Source organism: Arthrobacter sp. SW1 (assembly GCF_001766675.1).
Taxonomy (GTDB): Bacteria; Actinomycetota; Actinomycetes; order Actinomycetales; family Micrococcaceae; genus Arthrobacter.
Map to the genome: position 1 here is coordinate 70,768 of NZ_MJLT01000012.1, position 18,474 is coordinate 89,241.

An 18,474-nucleotide genomic window follows, 5' to 3' on the forward strand; every position below is an offset into this window, starting at 1 on the left:
GGGAAGCATTTCCCTTGCTTGGGCTTTGCCCGGGCCGCCGGGGGACACGCGTCTGAGTCGAGCCGACGAACCAGGAATCAAGAGAACCAGGATCAGGAGAGAACCATGAGCGAAGTAAACGGCACCGAAAACACCGAGGGCCAGGCTCCCGAGGGCGACGTTGTGGAGAACGCGAAGGAATTCGCCGCGGACGCCGTGGAAAACGCCAAGGAGTTCGCCGGTGACGCCGCCGAGAACGTGAAGGAATTCGCTGGCGACGCCGTCGAGAACGCCAAGGAATTCGCCGGCGACGTTGCTGAAAACGTCAAAGGCCTCGGCTCCAAGATCGCAGGCTTCTTCAAGGGCGAGAAGTAACACCAGGCCCTGAAGGCTGATGGCCGGTCCTGCCGCGGAAAGCGGCGGGCCGGCCATCGTTGTTTGCCGGGGGCCGTTCGGGCTTGACCCAGACCTCCTGGTCCGCGGCATAGCGGGTTCATGGGCCCGGACACGGGGCTCCCTCCAACGGTGCAGCGTCCGTCCCGGCGTATCCAGCCCATGTGTTTCGTGGCGGTTACAACGAAGTGCGTAAACGCTTGCATTCTTCTGACAAACCTCGCTAATGTGAGCAGCACCACATCACATTTGCCGCGTCGCGGCACCCACCTGGTTCACTCATCGAGGAGTCCCGGAAATGAAAACTCGCAAGTACCTCGTTCCGGCCGCAGTTGCCGGCGTGCTCGCCATCTCTTTGTCCGCCTGTGGCGGTGGCGGCGGCGGAGGTGGAACGCAAGGTGGCGGCGATGCAGCTGCCAACCTGGACGGCCGCGGCCCCATCACCTACGTGACCGGCAAGGACAACTCCGCTGTCCAGCAGCCCACGGTTGACCGGTGGAATGCCCTTCACCCGGACCAGAAGGTCACCCTGAAAGAGCAGACCGACAAGGCTGACCAGCAGCATGACGACCTCGTCCAGCACTTCCAAGCCAAGCAGTCCGACTATGACCTGGTAACGGTGGATGTCGTCTGGACCGCGGAATTCGCGGCCAAGGGCTGGCTGCAGCCGCTCAAGGACAAGATGGCGGTTGACACCTCCGCCCTGCTGCAGCCGACGGTGAAGGCTGCGAGCTACAACAACACCTTGTTCGCAGTACCGGTGCACTCCGACGGCGGCATGCTGTACTACCGCAAGGACCTGGTTCCCACACCGCCCAAGACCTGGGACGAAATGATGGCCATGTGTTCCATCGCGAAGGAAAAGAAGATCGGCTGCTACGCCGGCCAGTACCAGAAGTATGAAGGCCTCACCGTTAATGCTTCCGAGGCAATCAACACCTTCGGCGGCAAGGTGGTGGATGACCAGGGCAAGGCCACGGTGAACTCGGCTGAGTCCAAGGAAGGCCTGGGCAAGCTGGTCGACGCCTACAAGAGCGGCAACATCCCGAAGGAAGCCATCACCTTCCAGGAAGAGCAGGGCCGCCAGGCCTTCGAAGACGGCAAGCTCCTCTTCCACCGCAACTGGCCCTACGTGTACAACCTGGCCAAGACCGATGGCGCGTCCAAGGTGAAGGACACCTTCGCAGTAGCCCCGCTCCCGGGCAAGGACGGCCCCGGCGCCTCGTCCCTGGGTGGCCACAGCGCAGCCATCAGTGTCTACTCCAAGAACAAGGCCACCGCACTGGACTTCGCCAAGTTCCTGCTTGAAGACGAGCAGCAGAAGTTCTTCGCACTGAAGGGCTCCCTGGCTCCGGTGAAGGCCAGCCTTTACAAGGACGCCGATATCGTGGCCCAGGCCCCGTACATGCCGACCCTGCTGACCTCCATCGAAAACGCCGTGCCGCGCCCCGTGACTCCGTTCTACCCGGGCGTCACCAAGGCACTCCAGGACAACGCCTACGCCGCCATCAAGGGCGAGAAGACCGTTGACCAGGCGCTCGCGGACATGCAGGCCGCGATCGAGGCTGCCAAGTAGCGTTCCCTCACCGGCCGGGGATCCGCCGTCAAGGCGGGTCCCCGGCCTCCCCGGAAAGGGAAGAACAGGAGTCACCATGTCCACCGAGGCCCCCACGCCCACCAGCGCCAAGGATGCGTTGGCCGGCACCCACCATATGCCCGGCAAGGAAAGCGCGGACCGCCGCCAGGTCACCCAGGGCCGCTGGGCTTACACCTTGCTCGCGCCCACCTTGATCCTGCTCGGCGTAGTCATTCTTTACCCCATCATCAATGCCATCATCATGTCCTTCCAGAAGGACTCCGGCCTGGACCCTGCCACCGGTTTCTTCACCGAAGGCGGCTTCGCCGGATTCGAGAACTACACCCATTGGCTGCTTCAGCAATGTGGTTCCGGCCCGGCCCTGGGTCCCTGCCCGCCGGGCACCTTGGGCGCCCAGTTCTGGGACGCGATGGGCACCACCTTCTTCTTCACGATCGTGACGGTGGCTCTCGAAACGGTGCTCGGTTTCTGGATGGCCGTCATTATGGCCCGCGCTTTCCGCGGCCGGGCCGTGATCCGTGCAGCAGTGCTGGTGCCGTGGGCCATTCCCACCGCGGTGACCGCGAAGCTGTTCTTCTTCATGTTTGCCTTCGACGGCATCGTGAACAAACTGTTGGGAACCCAGATCCTCTGGACCGGCTCCGAGTGGCCGGCCAAATGGGCCATCATCATCTCCGACGTCTGGAAGACCACCCCGTTCATGGCCCTGCTGATCCTGGCCGGCCTACAGTTGATCCCGGATGAGGTCTACGAAGCGGCGAAGGTGGACGGCGCCTCGGCCTGGCAGCGCTTCACCCAGATCACGCTTCCGCTGGTCAAGCCGGCGCTGATGGTGGCCATTCTGTTCCGCACCTTGGACGTGCTGCGCATGTACGACCTCCCCGCGATCATGACGGGTGGCGCCAACGGCACCACGACGCTTTCGATCCTGGTGGTTGACCAGATCCGGCAAGGCTTGAACAATGCCTCGGCGTTGTCCACGATCACCTTCCTGGTGATCTTCCTCGTCGCCTTCATCTTCGTCCGCTTCCTCGGCGCCAACGCCGTGGACGCCGCAACCACAGGGAAGAAGTGACATGAGCACCACCACCGCCACTGCTGCCCGGCATGCAGACGCCCCGGCCCGGCGTCGCGCGTTCGACTGGGCCCCGGCACGCACCTATATCCAAGCGGGCATCATCTTGATCTGGTGCCTGGCGCCCTTCTACTGGATGATCGTCACCGCGTTCCGCGAGGTCGGCTACACCTTCGACCCGACGCCGTTCTTCACCCACTTCACCTTCGACAACTTTGCCACGGTGTTCGACGAATCCCGAGGCAACCATTTCGCCAGAAACCTGTGGAATAGCCTCATCGTCGCCGGTGTGACGACAGTGATTTCCCTGGTTGTCGGTGTCTTCGCCGCCTACGCCTTGGCGAGGTTGAAGTTCAGGGGCAAAAGCCTGGTGCTCGGCTTCATCCTGGGCGCCTCCATGTTCCCGGGCGTCGCCCTCATCACCCCGCTGTTCCAGCTGTTCACGAACATCGGCTGGATGGGCAGCTACCAGGCCCTGATCATTCCGAGCATCTCCTTCTCGCTTCCGCTGGCGGTCTACACCCTGACCTCCTTCTTCCGCGAGATGCCGTGGGAGCTTGAGGAATCAGCACGTATCGACGGCTGCACCCAGGGCCAGGCGTTCCGGAAGGTCATCCTGCCGCTCGCCGCGCCCGCGACGTTTACGACGGCGATCCTTACCTTCATCGGCGCCTGGAACGAATTCCTCATTGCGAGCCAGCTGTCCAATGACGCCACCAAGACCGTCACCGTTGCGATCGCTTCGTTCTCCGGCGCACAACCGCACCAGGAGCCGTACACGGCCGTCATGGCGGCCGGAACCGTGGTGACCATCCCGCTGGTGATCCTGGTGTTGGTATTCCAGCGCAAGATCGTTGCGGGCCTCACCGCCGGCGCCGTGAAGTAAGTGCAGCGAAGTGAGTACAGCGAAGTGAACCGTTCCGGACATTCCGGAGCTCCCGGCGGCGGCAGCCCCGCCGTCGGGGGCTCCGGAAACGACATCAACGCGCGGCGCAAGGCCCGGTCTGCCGAAGATCTGGACATACTGATCGGCTTCCTCGGATTCTGGGCGCTCGTGCTGCTGGTCACCACGGTGTGGATGGAGCTCACAGCCCAGCCCGCGCTCGGCTGGGCGCTCGGGCTGCTGGCTTCCGTCCTGGCACTGTGGGGCTTGATCCGGCTGCGCAAGCGGCTTCCCGCGCGTACGGGGCGGCGGCTCCGTTAGCGGGTGCGGTAACAAAGAAGCAAAGGAATCCGGGCGGCAAGAATAAGCTGTATACCAAGCCACGGCAGGGGATTTCAGCCTTCGTGTGGTCTCAGAGAGGATTTCATTGGCGAAGACGAGCGAGCGCGCCCAGCGGGGAGGGCACTCGGGGATCAGCATCGAGGACGTCGCCGTCGCGGCGGGGGTCTCGACCGCCACGGTGTCCCGCGCGCTCCGCGGACTGCCGCGGGTCTCCGAATCCACCCGGACCAAGATCCTCATCGCCGCGAAAGACCTCGGATACGTTCCGTCCTCCTCCGCTGCCGGCCTGGCAACGGGCAAGACCCGGACCATCGGCGTCCTTGCCCCCTACGTGGACCGCTGGTTCTTCGGCAAGGTGATTGACGGCGTCGAACGCGAACTCCACAGCCACGGTTACAACCTGTCCCTTTTCAACCTGGGCGGCCGCGGCGGAGCGCCTCGCGAACGGCTGTTCAGCCGGGCCATGGTCCAGAAGCAGATCGACGCACTGGTGCTGCTGGCCACCTTCCTGAATCCCGGCGAAATCGAAGAGCTGCAGGATATCGAGATGCCCGTGGTTTCGGTGGGCGGTGCAGTTCCCGGCCTGTCCACGATCGGCGTGGACGACCGCGAAGTCTCCCGCACCGCCGCCCGCCACCTGCGCGACCTGGGCCACCGCCGTATCGCCATGCTGCACGGCATCGGTGAAGTCCAGCAGCAGTTCACGGTTCCGGATTTCCGTGCCACCGACTTTGAAAACGCGCTCCGGGAAATGGGCATCGAGCCCGAACCGCGCTGGACTTTCCGCGCCGAATTCACCGTGGAAGGCGGGGTGACGGCCGCCCGGGCCTTCGCGGCCCAAAGCGGCCCTAAACCCACGGCCATCATGTGCGCCTCCGATGAGATGGCGCTTGGCGTGCTCTTCGAAGCCCAGCGCCTGGGTATCCGGGTGCCGGAGGAACTGTCCGTGGTTGGCATCGACGGCCATGAGATGGGTGCCGCGGTCGGCCTCACCACCGTGTGGCAGGATCCTGCCGCGCAAGGCCAGCGCGCCACCCAGATGCTCCTGGCGGCACTGGGGGGCGACGACTCCGCGGTGCACAGCGAGTACGCCGAACACCGCCTCATCGCACGTGAAACGACGGCCCCGCCTGCGGTTTAGTCCGCTTCAGCCCGCGCTTCGGACAGGGCGTTCCAGCGCTCCAAGGTGGTCCGCGCGCCGTGTTCGTGAAGTGAACGCAGGGCCTCCGCGTAGGCCGCGGTGAAGCGCTCCTGTTCCACGAGGTCCCCGAACAACCCCGCGTCCCGCAGGAACGCCAAGGGGTCCGTCCGGTTGCCGGCGGCCCGCGCCATGACCTCCGCACGGCGCTGGTCGACGACGTCGATCGGCCGCCCCTGCTCATCCGCACCTTCGGCGTAGCGCGCCCAGGCTGCGACCACCAGCGCCGCCAACGGCGCCTGCGCACCCTGCGCGAGCCGTTCCCGCACCACCGGCAGCAGGAAGGTGGGGATGCGGTCCGAAGCATCCGTGGCCAGGCGGGCCAGGGTGTCCGCGACCGCCGGGTTGGCGAAGCGCTCCACCAGGCCGCGACGGTACGCCGCCAGGTCCACGCCTGGCACCGGTGCGAGGGTGGGGGTGGCTTCGTCTTCCATGTAAGCCAGGAGGAAGCGGGCAAAGAGCGGATCCTGAGAGGCTTCGTGGGCGTAGCGGTAGCCGGCCAGGATGCCAAGGTACGCGATGGCCTGGTGCCCGGCGTTGAGCAGGCGCAGCTTCATCAGCTCGTAGGGCAGCACGTCGTCCACCAGCTGCACGCCGGCCGCTTCGAACTCCGGCCGTCCGGCGGGGAAGTTGTCCTCCAGGACCCATTGCGTGAACGGCTCGCAGACCACAGGCCACGTGTCCTCCACAGCGAATTCCGCTGCGAGGAGTTCCTTGTCCTTGTCCGTCGTCACCGGGGTGATGCGGTCCACCATCGAGTTGGGGAAAGCGACGTTCTCCGCGATCCACCCGGCCAGCCCGGGGCTGCGGTGGGCGGCGAATGCGGTGAGCATGCGGCACGCGAGGCTGCCGTTGCCCTGGATGTTATCGCACGACATGACGGTGAACGGCGCGACGCCGGCCTCCCGCCGTCGGGCGATGGCCTCCACCAGGAAGCCGAACGCCGTGGCGGGAACGGCACCCGGCTCTAGGTCCGCCAGCAGGCCGTCGTCCAGGACCAGCTCACCGGTGGCGGGATCGGCGTGGTAGCCGCCTTCGGTGATGGTGAGGGAGACGATGCGGATGGCGGGGTCCGTGAGGACGTCAAGGACCGCTTCCGGGTCCTCCGGCGCGAACTTGTAGTCGAGCAGGGAGCCGATGACGCGGGGTTCCAGCGTGCCGTCCGCGTGCTTGGCCACCACGGTGTAGAGATGGTCCTGGCCCGCCAGGGCGTCCCGCATGGCGGCGTCGTGCGGCAGCAGGCCGATGCCGACGATGCCCCAGTACTTGTGCTGTTCGGGAGCCTGCCCGAGCAACCGGTCCATGTACACCGCCTGGTGGGCGCGGTGGAATCCGCCCACGCCGATGTGGGCGATCCCGGCGCGGACGGTGGCGGGGTCATAGCCGGGGACGGCGACGCGGGCGTCGAGTACCGTGAGGGTGTTGCGGCTCAGTTTCGTCATGCTTCCGATCTTGGGCCGGGCAGGCCGGAAACCCCTAGGCCGGATACGGGCGTGCCAGTGACCGTTTGATGACCGAATGGGCTCACGCGCGGATGAGCTGCGGTCCGGCGGCGGCGTAGCGTTGCGCCTCCCGGGCCGGCAGTTCGCTTCCCGTGACCACCGCCTCGAAGTCGGCCAGTTCCGCGAAGCGGCAGAAACTGCTCGCCCCGAACTTGGTGTGGGACCCCACCAGGACCCGACGGCGGGACCTCCGCACCGCTTCCTGCTTGACTGCCGCCACGGCCGGGTCCGGCGTGGTCAGTCCATGCTGGAGGGAGATGCCGTTGGCGCCGAGGAAGGCGAGGTCGATGACCAGCTCGCCGAGCATCCGCAGCGCCCAATGGTCGACGGTGGCCAGGGTGCGCCCGCGCATCCGCCCGCCCAGCAACAGGACCGTGACCTGGCTGTGGTCAGCCAGCGCTTGGGCGGCGGGCAAGGACGCGGTGACCACGGTCAGCCGGGCTTGCTGATCCAGTTCGCGGGCGATGAGACCCGGCGTGAAGCCTTCGTCGATGAACACGGTTTCGGCGCCCCGCAGGAGCGTGGCCGCGGCGGCAGCGATCCTTCGTTTTTCACCGACGTTGCTTGCCGCCCGCTGCCTGACATTGCTTTCGAAGCCGGCGCTTTCCACAGCAACCGCCCCGCCGTGCACCCGCCGCAGCAGGCCCCGGTCCACCAGGACGCGGAGGTCCCGCCGGATGGTTTCGGCGGCAGCGCCAAGCTCGGGGACAAGCTTGGTGACGTCCACGCGGCCCTTTTCACGGGCGAGGCCGAGGATGGTCGATTGGCGGAGTTCCGGTTCCATCGCACCATTCTGCTGCCCGTTCGGTCGCCCGGACAAGGCCGAATGGGCGTCCGGATGGTGCCCGTTTGCGTTGGAGGCTGTGCCTAGGACGCCCGCGCCAGCTGCCGGATGGGGATCCAGCGTGATGCCAAGCGACGGTACGCGGCGGCCGCGCCGGTCATGTCGCCCTCGGCCAGGCACTCGATGCCCAGGCGCACATCAAGCGGGGACTCGTCCGGGTACACCTTGTCCGCCACCGCCCCGTAATCCAGTTCCACCATGGACTCGACGTGGAACTGCTCAAGCCACTCGGTGAGCTGGGTGAGGTCGTCCAGCATGTCCAGGTCCGGGGCGGCGAGGGCCAGGTTGGCCACCGCGAAGCGCGCCCGTTCCAGGGCCTCGGTGAGCGGCACCCATACCCGTACGGTGAGGATGCGCCCGTTGCCCTCCACCACGTCCTTGCGGTCCGATTCCTGGAACAGCGAGAACCAGCTGAAGGGAATGCCCCACGTGGAGGCCCGGGTGTGCACCCGCTTGGAATCGTGCCCGGCGTTGATACGGTCGATCCGCATTTGGTGCTTCTGCCGCTGGTCCACCGGGATCAGCAGTTCCGCGAGCGAACCGTGGATGCCCTCCATCAGCGCGTTCGCGGCCAAGCCGGCCCGGATCACCAGCTGGCTGGGGCAGTAAAGGAGGCGTCCGGCGTCGGGATTTCCATCCTCGGACGGGACCCGCGTGACCCGCACCAGATCGGTGCGGCCGGTGGGGAAAGGGTCGCCGCCGGGGCGCGTGACGCGGCCCAGCGAGGCGAGGAGTTCGGCGTGCTCGACGGCGGCGCGGGAACCCGGGCGGGTTCCACCGGCTTCGAGCTGTTCGCGCTGCCGTTCCGGGAACGCCTCGAGCGGTTCGTAGATCCGCAGCGCAGACGAAAAGGGGAGTCCTGCCTGGCCACGGTAGAAATCTTCGCTCATGCCGGCTCCGCCTCCTCGTACCTGAACAGCCTCTTCGTTAGTCCGCCAGTTCGACGATCACGGGGGCGTGGTCCGACGCTCCCTTGCCCTTGCGCTCCTCGCGGTCGATTTCCGCGCCGGTGACGCGGGCGGCCAGCGCGGGGGAAGCGAGGACGAAGTCGATGCGCATGCCTTCCTTCTTGGGGAAGCGCAGCTGGGTGTAGTCCCAGTAGGTGTAGACGCCGGGGCCCGGGGTGTACGGGCGGACGACGTCGGTGAAGCCGGCGGCCTCGAACGCGCGGAACGCTGCCCGTTCGGGTTCGCTGACGTGGGTCATGGCGTTGCGGATGAAGTAGTCGATGTCCCAGACGTCGTCATCCGTGGGGGCGATGTTCCAGTCGCCCATCAGCGCGATCTGGCTTTCCGGGTCACCGGTGACCCAGCCGGCCGCGTGGTCCTTCAGGGTTTCCAGCCACTTGAGCTTGTAGGGCATGTGTTCGTCGTCCAGGGCGCGGCCGTTGGGGACGTAGAGGCTCCAGACGCGGACCCCGTTGCAGGTGGCGGCGATGGCACGCGCTTCCTGGACCGGATCCTTGCCGGCCTTCCCGAAGGCGGGCTGGTCGATGAAGGTGCGTTCGACGTCGTCGAGCCCCACACGGGAGGCGATCGCCACGCCGTTCCACTGGCTCAGGCCGAAGTGCGCCACCTCGTAGCCCATGCGTTCGAAGAGCTCCCAGGGGAAGTTGTCGTCCTTGCACTTGGTTTCCTGGATGGCCAGGACATCGCAATCGCTGCGCTGCAGCCAGGCCTCGACGCGGTCTGCGCGGGCGCGGAGGGAGTTCACGTTCCAGGTAGCAATCTTCACAGCCACTAACTTACCGAACTTGGCTGGCGGGTTGTCCGGTGTTTCGGAATACCTTGCGGTTCGCCCCGGTTGCCCACCGATGTGAGCACACTTTTCTCTGAAGCCACCCTGTCCGCCCCGTCCGGCCAGCTCGCGCTGCGCAACCGGACCTTCCTTGCGCCCATGTGCATGTATTCCGTCGAAGCCCGCGACGGCGTCCCCACTCCGTGGCACCTGGTCCACCTGGGTGCGCGGGCCGCGGGCGGCTTCGGCATGGTGATCGCGGAAGCCACCGCCGTGGTGCCGGAAGGCCGTATCTCGCCTGAGGACCTGGGCCTCTGGAACGACGAACAGGCCGAAGCCTTCAAGCCGATCACCGCGTTCATCAAGGGCCAGGGCGCCGCTGCGGGTGTGCAGCTGGCTCACGCCGGAGGCAAGGCGTCCACCTACGGTTGGGTTCCGCGCTTCGCCTCCCAGGGCTTTACCGGTTCCGTTCCCGTGGACGACGGCGGCTGGACCACCATGGCGCCGTCGGTCACCTCGGTGCACGGGCTGGCCGAGCCGCGGGCTTTGTCCGTGGAAGAGATTCAGGAGTCCGTTGAGGACTGGGCGGCCGCCGCCCGCCGCGCCGACTCTGCGGGGTTCGACTTCATCCAGATCCACGCCGCCCACGGGTACCTGATCCACCAGTTCCTGTCTCCGCTGAGCAACACGCGGACCGATGAGTATGGCGGCTCCTATGAGGGCCGCACCCGGTACCTGCGTGAGGTGGTTTCCGCGGTCCGCGCCGTATGGCCCGCGTCGAAGCCGCTGGGCGTGCGGTTCTCCGGTTCGGACTGGGTTGAGGGTGGCTGGACCATCGAGGAAACCGCTCAGTTGGCTGTGGAACTGCGTTCGGTCGGCGTGACGGTCTTTGACCTGTCCAGCGGCGGGATCGGCGCTTACCGTGGGCCGGTCGGCCCGGGGTACCAGATCGCCTTGGCTGACATCGTGAAGAAGGCGCTCGCTGCGGACGCCCTGGAACGGGGTGTGGAGAACGACGCCTTCGTGACCGCAGTCGGGATGATCACCACGGCGCAGCAGGCCGAACAGGTGCTGGTCAACGGCCAGGCGGACGGCGTCTCGATCGCCCGCGCCGCCCTCCGGGAGCCGAACTGGGCCGCGTTGGCCGCCCGCGAACTGGGCGAAGCCGTGGAGAAGACCCCGTTCGCGCCGCAGTATTGGCGCGCGCACTGGTGAGCGTTTTGTAGGGGCCTTTAGTGCCGGGGCGCCGCCGTCCTGCCCCTCTTTGCCGGAGGTTCAGGGCGGCGGCGCCTTGTGTTGTGCGGGCTGTTCTTTTGGGCGCCGTCAAAGAAGGTCAGACCGGCACGTGCCACCTTGGCTCCGGTGACGCTCCCTCCCGCTTGCTTCGCAGGCCGTGCCGACTGCGCCAAGGCTTCCGGGCCCTGAGCTGGGAAATTATTGAGGCGCTGCGGGGATGGGCGGAGGCAACTGGGAGGGAACGTCAGGGATGGGCAAGTAACGAATTGGCAACAAGGTGAGCTTGGGTGTCCAAAAACGGCAACAGCGTGACCTTTGGGTATCAGGAGCGAATTGGTCTTTCCCTGACCAAAGGAGACATCATGCCCAGACGAGAAATGCTGACCGCCCGTATTAGCTACGCTGCCGACGACTCCGTCAGGCCACTTCGCTGCCGACCCGGGAAGCCGAGGGAAGAAGACGTAGAGAAGCTGATGGTGGTGCCGCGCACCCTGGTTGTCGGCTTGCTCGAGGAGAAGGAACAGGACCTGCGGGAGCCTCATTGGGAGAGGCTCATGAACTTTGTGAGCATCATCGGCGGATCGTTCGCAATGTGGGCCAGCCTTCTGTTGGCGATGGCCTCGTTTGTCGCAGGCGATCCAAGAATGCAGGACCACGTTTCTCTCCAGGAAGCCGGACAAATTCATGGCGAGGCTGCATGGTTCGTGGGCGGTCTGGCGTACTTCCTGGTGGTTTTCGCAGGAAGTGTACAGATCAGGGCAATCCTTTTCCGGCACCGGACCCGCCAGTGGATCAAAGTGTGCAAGCAAGCGTTGGAGATCCAGGAGCTGAACGCTGAGCTCTACGTGCCGGGGGCGCGCTGAGTCGTCGTTTAGATCGAGCGATCTTCCTTCCCGGTTGCTCCGTGGGCCGCACCGATTGGGCCCAGCCTCCGGCCCCTGAGCTGGGAAAATACTGAGGCGCTGCGGGGGAGGCGGAGGCAACTGGGAAGGAGCGTCGCAATGGGTTCCAGACCCGGACCCAGGGAACCGAGGTGGGGCTCTTTGACGCGACACACCGAGTGTTTGCGCCTAGACCGAGAGTCAGCGCCGCCAAAGTGCCCCACGACCGCGCCCCGAGCCGCCGAAGGCAACCCCTACCGGGTCCCCTCCCGGCGCAGGGCCTTCGCGATCGCCGCGGCGCGGGAATCCACCCCGAGCTTGGCGTAGATGTGGGCCAGATGGGACTTCACTGTGGCCTCGGAAATGAACAGCTTGCGCCCGAGTTCCTTGTTGGAGAGGCCCTCGGTGAGCAGGTTCAGGAGTTCGGCTTCGCGCGGGGTGAGGGCTTCGTCCGGGTTGCGCATCTGCTGGAACAGGCGGCTGGCCACGGGTGCACTCATGTGGCTTTGCCCGCGCGAGGCCCCACGGACAGCGGCGAAAATCTCGTCCGGCGCGGCGTCCTTGAGCAGGTAGCCCATGGCCCCGGCGTCGACGGCTCGCACAATGTCCGCGTCCGAATCGTAGGTGGTGAACACCAGCACGGCCTGCTTGGGCCGGGTGGCGTGGATACGGCGGATCGCTTCGATGCCGTCGATCCCTGGACCCATCGACAGGTCCATCAGCACCACATCGGGTTCGTGCTCCAGGACCACGGCCACCCCGTCCTCGCCGTTGGAAGCCTCGGCCACCACCTCGACGTCGGGCTGGGTGCTCAGCAGGGCCCGCAGCCCGCTGCGCACCACCAAGTGGTCGTCCACCAGGATCACGGTGATCAATGCAGGCCCCCTTCGGCCTCGGAGTGTTCGGACTCTGCGGTGTGGAACAGCGGAATTTCCACACCGATCACCGTACCCTCACCTGGCGCGGACTCGACGGCGAACGTGCCGCCCAGTTGCTCCACCCGCTGCCGCATGGCCCGCAAACCGTACCCGCCGTCGCGGGTGTGCCCGGCGGTGGCGTCCGGCGCGAAGCCGCGGCCGTCGTCGTAAATGTCCAGCGTGACAGAGTGCGGCAGGTATCCGAGCGTGGCGCTCGCGGTCTGCGCGTGGGCGTGCTGCAGCACGTTCGCTGCCGCGCTTTGGGCGATCCGGAGCAGGGCGTGCCGTACCTCCGCGGGAAGCTCCCGCGGCTGCCCGACGACGGCGACCCGCATGTCCGCCACATGCTTGCGTACCGCTGTGGCCAGGGCTGTTTCGAGCGGCTCTTCGGGGGCGTCCGCGGTGGCGAGCTCGTGGACGAGGCCACGGGTTTCGGCGAGGTTGAGGCGCAGTTGTTCGGTGGCCTGGCGGACCTCGGGGCTCAGGCCTTCCTTGCGGTCCGCGGCTTCGAGCAGCAGCACGGTGCTGGCCAGGCCCTGGGTGACGGTGTCGTGGATTTCGCGGGCCACGCGTTCGCGTTCGGCCATGGTGCCGGCGGCGCGTTCGGCGGCGACGGCCTGGATCTGGGCTTCGCGGAGTTCGTCATTCAGGGCGGCTTGCCGGGACAGGGCCGTCTCCAGCCGCTCGTAGACAAGGGTCAGCACCAGCCCCGCGGCGAGCGGACCGAGCAGCGCGGCAATATCCGTGAAGCCGCTCAGCTTGAACAGGCCGAGCGCCGTGCTCAGCGCGGTGACCGCCGTCGCCACCGCCGCCTGCCGGGCCGGCACGCCGGAACGGCACACGAAGAACACCCCGAAGGCGCACCAGGCGAAGCTCGGCGCCAGGACCACCAGCACCGTCCACACCGCCACCAGGACCCAGGTGGCCACGGCAGCGGACAGGCCCCGGGAACGGACGGCCGTCACATACAGCCCGCACAGCAGGCCGGCCAGCACCAGCACCATCGTGTTCTCGTCCGGGCCGTGCCGGAACACATACCGGATCAGCGACGCCGTCATCAGCAGGGCGAATCCGCAGTGCACGGCGAAGTTCAATTGCCGCTCCCGTTCAGGGCGGGTGTCTGCTGTGGTCATGCGGCAAGTATTCCACCGTCCACCGTGCAGGACCGGCCGGATTCCGCGCGAAATATGGCCTCTCATACTTTTGGCTGAGACGGATGGCTGAAAGCATGATCCAAGGCCCGCTGATGTGCCGATGTGCGGCGTTGAAGGGCCCGGCAACATGGATACCAACAGCCCGGCAGAACCGCCGGTGAAGCACTCAGAAAGGTGTCAATCATGGCCCTCAGCAAGCTCACGACCTTCTCCGCAGCAGCCGCAGCCCTCCTCCTGACCGGCGGCATCACCGTCGCCGCCAACGCCGGCCAAGGCGCACCGGCCGCGGCTCCAGCACCCGCCGCTGTTCCCGCCGTCGACATCCCCGCCGGCGAAGGCACCACCGTGGCCCAGAACCGCATCTCCGCCACCGCCTCCGCCAAGGCCGTCCAGGCTGCCCTCGCCAAGTGCGCTGCCGACAAGCTCCCGTTCGTCACCGTCTCCGTGGTTGACCGCTTCGGCACCGTCCAGGCTGTGCTGCGCGGCGACAACGCTGCCGAGCACACCATCGAAGCCTCCAAGCAGAAGGCCTACACCGCCGCTGCCTTCGGTGCCCCGACCAGCGAGCTCAACGGCCGCATCTCCGGCAACGGCAAGCCCTCCATCGCCGACCTCCCCGGCACCCTCTTCCTGGCCGGCGGCGTTCCGCTGAAGGTCAACGGTGTATCCGTGGCCGGCATCGGCGTCGGCGGTGCTCCGGACGGCATGCTGGACGAGGCCTGCGCCACCGCCGGTGCAGAAGCCATCCTGGCCCAGTAAGAAGTCTGCCCAGTAACCCATGGCATTTGCACACCGCGGCCGGGGCTTCCTCAAGGGAGCTCCGGCCGCTGCATTGATACTGTTCCTGGCTGCCTGTTCCGGCGGGCAGCCGCCCGTAAACGTCCCGACGTCGGCGGGCACGACGGCGGCAAGCACCCCGGCGGCGAGCCCGGCACCCGCGTCGGCGGCGCCGTCGTCGGCTGCTTCCGTTGCGCCCACAAGCAAGCGACCCGTCCTCAGCAAGGAGGCCCAGATGGATATCGACCGGCAGCTCATCCGCGCGGCGAAGGCCAACGACCCCGCTCAGGTGAAGAAGTTGATCGAGGCCGGCGGCAACGTCAACGCCAAGGACGACATCCAGGACTCGGCCTTCCTCTACGCCGGGGCGGAGGGCTTCAACGAGGTCCTGAAGCTGACCATCGAGGCCGGTGCGGACGTGAAGTCCACCAACCGCTACGGCGGCACGGCACTGATTCCCGCCGGTGAGCACGGGCACGTGGAGACGATCAAGATCCTGATCGCCGCGGGCGTGCCGGTGAACCACGTGAACAACCTGGGCTGGACCGCCATGCAGGAAGCCATCCTGCTGAACAACGGCGGACCCCGCCAGCAGGAAGCAGTCCGGCTGCTCCTTGAGGCCGGTGCCGACCCCGACATCCGCGACCCTCAGGGCCGCACGGCCCTGCAGAACGCGGAGCGGCTGGGCTTCACGGAGATTGCGGAGTTGATCCGGGGGCGCTGAGCTCAAGACGCTTTAAACAGCGCAACCGTCCTGACCCTCTTTGGGGAGCAAACAGGGGCGGCACACCTTTGCTGAAAGGTGTGCCGTCCCTGTTGTGCCTCCAAAGAAGGTCAGGAAGGGCGGCGCGTCAAGCAGCCTGCCGCTTCGCGACCACCAGCACGCAGGCGAAGGACGCCAGCACCCCGGCCAGGGACAGCGCCAGCATGCTGGTGAATCCGCCGCTGGACTGGATGAGGCTGCCGCTGAGGATGGGGCCGAGCGAGAAGCCGCCGCCGATCATCAGGTTGGTGGTGTTCATGACGTGCCCGCCGCCGGAGAGATCGGCCAGCGTGGAGAGCAGGTACGGCAGGATGAACGTCCACGCGAACTTGAAGATCACCGCGGCGATCGCGAACTGGATGAGCCCGGGAGTCCCGAACAGCAGCGCGACGCTCAGGGCCATGCCAAGGTAACCGACGATCAGGTAGAGGCGGCGCCGCGGGGTATCGCCCAGGACGGTGGCCACGAGCGCGGATACGATGCCGGCCACGGTGGCGATGGACAGCACGAGGCTGGTGGCGGAAAGTTCGGTTCCGGCGGCCGCGGAGATCTGTGCCATGAAGGACCACACGCCGCTGAGGGCAACATAGAAAAGGAAGACGGCGGCGAGCCCGGCCGCGAACTTCGCCACGGGAACCTTGCTGCGCGCAGCGGCCGCGGCGGGCATCTCCCGGCGGAGCGCTTCGCCGTCGATCCTGTTCACCACGGCAAGGCACGCCAGGCCGAGGCCGGCCAGCGTCCAGTAGATCGCCGAGACTCCCGCGTTGGCGAACAGGGCCGGGAACACCGCCAGGATCAGCGCGCCCATGGCCAGCTGGCACACCACGAAGATCCCGAAGGCCCGGCTGGGGTTGGAGGTCTTGCCGCTCAAGGTCAGCAGGATGACCGTAATCGAGCCGGCGGCCAGCGAGGTGACGAAGCGGACCGCCATCAGCAGACCGAAATCGTCCACGAAGCCGGAGAGCACATTGCCCGCGATCACGACGGCGGTGAACAGGTAGGACGCGGTGCGCAGGTTGATGCGCCGCAGCCACAGGTACGCCGGCACGGTTGCCAGGCTGAAGGCGCCGAGTTCAAGCGAGAACAGGCCGCCCAGCTGGACCGGGGTGAGGGCGAACTGCTGGATCAGCTTGCCGGCCACCACGGGCGCGATGAGGAGCACGGTGTAGAGGACGGCGCTGTAGACGGCCACGTAGGTATACGTGCCGCGGTCCGACGCCGTGGAGGGCACAGCGGATTTGAGGAGGGTTGTCATGGCTGCTCTTCCGTGGGGAGGGGGAGGGGTGATGGAAAAGGAACTCAGGCTTCGTAGACTTTCCGGCCCGCGAACCAGGTCTGCCGGGCGTGGATGGCCGGGATCTTTTCGATGTCCACGTCGTAGGGGTTGTCGCTGAGGACGATGAAGTCGGCGGATTTGCCGGGAACCAGGGAACCGGTGACATCGTCCACGCCCATCGCTTCGGCGCAGGCGGTGGTGTAGACCGCGATCGCCTCCGGGAGCGTGATGGCCTGTTCCGGCCATAGTGTTCCGGGGAAGATTCCGGCCGGGTCCTTGCGGGTGACCAGTCCGTAGATCCCTTCCCACGCGTTCGGGGAAACGCTCACGGGCCAGTCGGAACCGCCGGCAATGCGGGCGCCGGCGTCGAGCAGGATGCGGTTGGGCTGCATCTTCGAGGCCCGTTCGGGTGGAAGGACGGTGGCGATCGCTTCGGAGATCACGCCCGGGAACCAGAGCGACGGCGAAATATCGGCCGTGACGTCCAGCTCGGCAAAGCGTCCGTAGTCGTCCGGATGCACGAACTGCCCGTGGGCGATGTGGTACCTGGTGTCCGTATATCCCGCGGCCCGGACCTTGGCGATGGTGTCCAGGGCCAGCCGCACGGAGGCGTCCCCGGTGCAGTGGATCTTCGCCGAGATGCCGCGTTCGGCCGTGCGCATCAGCCAACCTTCCAGTTCCTCCGGCGCCATGGTGGCGTTGCCGCAGTGGCATTCCGGGAAGCCCTCGACCGGCAGGTACGGCTCCAGGAAGGCGCCCGTGCCCGCCGGCGGAACGCCGTCCAGGAAGATCTTGATGAAATCCGGGCGGTGGTGCTCGCTGCGCAGGCCGTCGCGTTCGGAGATGATGCCTTCGCCGAGCGGCGTGGTGCCGAAGATGAAGTCGTTCGCCTGCATGGAGGTGACCACCCAGGCGTGCAGCCGCCCGTCGTCGTCGAGCTGCTTGAGCGCCTGCAGCAGTTGCAGGGATGCCGCGGCGTCCTGGAAACCGGTGACGCCGTAGGAGTGCAGGAGCTCGATGCCGCGCTCCGCGGCGCGGGCCAGCTTCGCCGGATCCTGCGGCTGCAGCCGCGCGAGGGTCTGCTCCAGCAGCACACCGCCAGCCTCGATCAGCACCCCGGTGGCGCGGCCGGTGGCGTCGCGGAGGATCTGGCCGCCGTCGGGATCCGCCGTGGCGTCCGTGATCCCGGCGAGCTCCAGTGCGCGGGAGTTCGCCCAGCGGTTGTGCTTGCTGTCGTCCTTGAGGAGTGCAGGGCGCCCGCCGGTGGCTTCGTCCAGGCGGCGCAGCGCCTCCGGGGTGTTGAGCTCGGCCAGCAGGCCGGAGCCCCAGCTGCCGCCGGTGATCCACTCGTCCGGGCCGAGCGTGCGGGCGCGCTCGGCGATGGTGTTGAGGAACTGCTCCAGGGTCAGCGACGGCGGCGCGTCCAGCTCGAACAGGTCCATCTGCCCGGCGAGCATGTGGTGGTTGTGGACGTCCAGCAGCCCGGGCATCACGTACGCGCCTTGGAGGTCGACGACGGCGGTGGCCGGTCCGCGGCTCGCTTCGGCTTCCGCGCCGCTCGCCAGGACTTTGCCCGCCTTGACGGCGAGGGCGTGCGTGCGGGGGCCCTGGGGGTCCAGGGTATCGATGACGCCGTTGACCAGGAGAAGGTCTGCGTGGGCTGCGGACATGCGCTCCGTCCTTTCGCTGTGGGATTGCGATTCAGACTAGGTGCGCCGCCTCCCCCGGGCTTTGTCCAGCAGTGCAGGGGACTTGTCCGGCAGAGCTCGTCAGTGAGCTGCGCCACTCTGGAAAATAGTAGGAAGTCCGAGTATATTCGGGACCAGACGAGCCGGCGGCACCACAATCCACGGCTGAAATCCGTGCCTCCACACAGCGCGGCACGGTCCGCGGGACGGCCTTTACGGCAGTCCATTCCGG

General features: G+C 66.8%; 18 protein-coding genes. 10 read left to right on the plus strand and 8 right to left on the minus strand.

Translation table 11 applies throughout. The features are described 5' to 3' along the window. Positions 1–105: 105 nt before the first annotated feature. The 6 genes from BIU82_RS07710 to BIU82_RS07735 all read left to right on the plus strand — a co-directional run bounded on the left by BIU82_RS07710 (position 106) and on the right by BIU82_RS07735 (position 5,410). Positions 106–354 carry a hypothetical protein gene (locus BIU82_RS07710; RefSeq protein WP_070348884.1) on the plus strand — a complete coding sequence of 83 codons (249 nt, stop codon included), beginning with the start codon at positions 106–108 and terminating at the stop codon, positions 352–354. Positions 355–670: 316 nt separating this feature from the next. Next, positions 671–1,948, plus strand: coding sequence for an ABC transporter substrate-binding protein (locus tag BIU82_RS07715; protein ID WP_070348885.1), 1,278 nt, complete (start codon positions 671–673; stop codon positions 1,946–1,948). 136 nt (positions 1,949–2,084) lie between these two features. Continuing rightward, positions 2,085–3,044 carry a sugar ABC transporter permease gene (locus BIU82_RS07720; protein WP_253182728.1) on the plus strand — a complete coding sequence of 320 codons (960 nt, stop codon included), beginning with the start codon at positions 2,085–2,087 and terminating at the stop codon, positions 3,042–3,044. A gap of 1 nt (position 3,045) precedes the next feature. Continuing rightward, entirely contained in the window at positions 3,046–3,930 is an 885-nt protein-coding gene (locus BIU82_RS07725; protein ID WP_070348887.1) for a carbohydrate ABC transporter permease, read from the plus strand. 93 nt (positions 3,931–4,023) lie between these two features. Further along, entirely contained in the window at positions 4,024–4,248 is a 225-nt protein-coding gene (locus tag BIU82_RS07730; protein WP_070349150.1) for a hypothetical protein, read from the plus strand. Positions 4,249–4,354: 106 nt separating this feature from the next. Beyond that, on the plus strand, positions 4,355–5,410 hold the full coding sequence (locus BIU82_RS07735; RefSeq protein WP_070348888.1) for a LacI family DNA-binding transcriptional regulator: 1,056 nt from the start codon (positions 4,355–4,357) through the stop codon (positions 5,408–5,410). Here BIU82_RS07735 and BIU82_RS07740 read toward each other — a convergent pair. From BIU82_RS07740 to BIU82_RS07755, 4 genes are all read right to left on the minus strand, one after another. Further along, the gene (locus BIU82_RS07740; protein WP_070348889.1) at positions 5,407–6,909 is read right to left on the minus strand and encodes a mannitol dehydrogenase family protein; all 1,503 of its coding nucleotides are present in this window, start codon (positions 6,907–6,909) and stop codon (positions 5,407–5,409) included. The genes BIU82_RS07735 and BIU82_RS07740 overlap by 4 nt on opposite strands. A gap of 82 nt (positions 6,910–6,991) precedes the next feature. Continuing rightward, positions 6,992–7,753: a DeoR/GlpR family DNA-binding transcription regulator gene (locus BIU82_RS07745; protein WP_070348890.1), complete on the minus strand. Its 762-nt coding sequence runs from the start codon at positions 7,751–7,753 to the stop codon at positions 6,992–6,994. 83 nt (positions 7,754–7,836) lie between these two features. Then, positions 7,837–8,703 (minus strand): hypothetical protein, encoded by an 867-nt coding sequence (locus tag BIU82_RS07750; RefSeq protein WP_070348891.1) that lies wholly within the window; start codon positions 8,701–8,703, stop codon positions 7,837–7,839. Between the two features lie 37 nt (positions 8,704–8,740). Then, a complete protein-coding gene (locus tag BIU82_RS07755) occupies positions 8,741–9,547 on the minus strand; it encodes an exodeoxyribonuclease III (RefSeq protein WP_070349151.1) in 807 nt (268 codons plus the stop codon). Positions 9,548–9,628: 81 nt separating this feature from the next. On the opposite strand from BIU82_RS07755, the gene BIU82_RS07760 reads away from it, so the two are divergent. Both BIU82_RS07760 and BIU82_RS07765 read left to right on the plus strand, forming a co-directional pair. Next, positions 9,629–10,765 (plus strand): NADH:flavin oxidoreductase/NADH oxidase, encoded by a 1,137-nt coding sequence (locus BIU82_RS07760; RefSeq protein WP_083292243.1) that lies wholly within the window; start codon positions 9,629–9,631, stop codon positions 10,763–10,765. Positions 10,766–11,073: 308 nt separating this feature from the next. Beyond that, the gene (locus BIU82_RS07765) at positions 11,074–11,649 is read left to right on the plus strand and encodes a hypothetical protein (RefSeq protein WP_139146535.1); all 576 of its coding nucleotides are present in this window, start codon (positions 11,074–11,076) and stop codon (positions 11,647–11,649) included. A 272-nt stretch (positions 11,650–11,921) separates the two neighbouring features. Here BIU82_RS07765 and BIU82_RS07770 read toward each other — a convergent pair whose 3' ends face one another. Then, positions 11,922–12,542: a response regulator transcription factor gene (locus BIU82_RS07770; RefSeq protein WP_070348893.1), complete on the minus strand. Its 621-nt coding sequence runs from the start codon at positions 12,540–12,542 to the stop codon at positions 11,922–11,924. Beyond that, positions 12,539–13,717: a sensor histidine kinase gene (locus tag BIU82_RS07775; RefSeq protein ID WP_070348894.1), complete on the minus strand. Its 1,179-nt coding sequence runs from the start codon at positions 13,715–13,717 to the stop codon at positions 12,539–12,541. Before BIU82_RS07775 ends, BIU82_RS07770 begins: the two co-directional genes overlap by 4 nt. Before the next feature lie 204 nt (positions 13,718–13,921). Here BIU82_RS07775 and BIU82_RS07780 point away from each other — a divergent pair, with 204 nt between their 5' ends. Next, positions 13,922–14,497 (plus strand): heme-binding protein, encoded by a 576-nt coding sequence (locus BIU82_RS07780; RefSeq protein ID WP_070348895.1) that lies wholly within the window; start codon positions 13,922–13,924, stop codon positions 14,495–14,497. 19 nt (positions 14,498–14,516) lie between these two features. Then, the gene (locus BIU82_RS07785) at positions 14,517–15,239 is read left to right on the plus strand and encodes an ankyrin repeat domain-containing protein (protein WP_083292244.1); all 723 of its coding nucleotides are present in this window, start codon (positions 14,517–14,519) and stop codon (positions 15,237–15,239) included. 127 nt (positions 15,240–15,366) lie between these two features. Here BIU82_RS07785 and BIU82_RS07790 read toward each other — a convergent pair whose 3' ends face one another. Then, positions 15,367–16,533 (minus strand): MFS transporter, encoded by a 1,167-nt coding sequence (locus BIU82_RS07790; RefSeq protein WP_070348896.1) that lies wholly within the window; start codon positions 16,531–16,533, stop codon positions 15,367–15,369. Between the two features lie 44 nt (positions 16,534–16,577). After that, positions 16,578–18,224, minus strand: coding sequence for an amidohydrolase (locus tag BIU82_RS07795; RefSeq protein WP_070348897.1), 1,647 nt, complete (start codon positions 18,222–18,224; stop codon positions 16,578–16,580). Between the last annotated feature and the right edge of the window lie 250 nt (positions 18,225–18,474).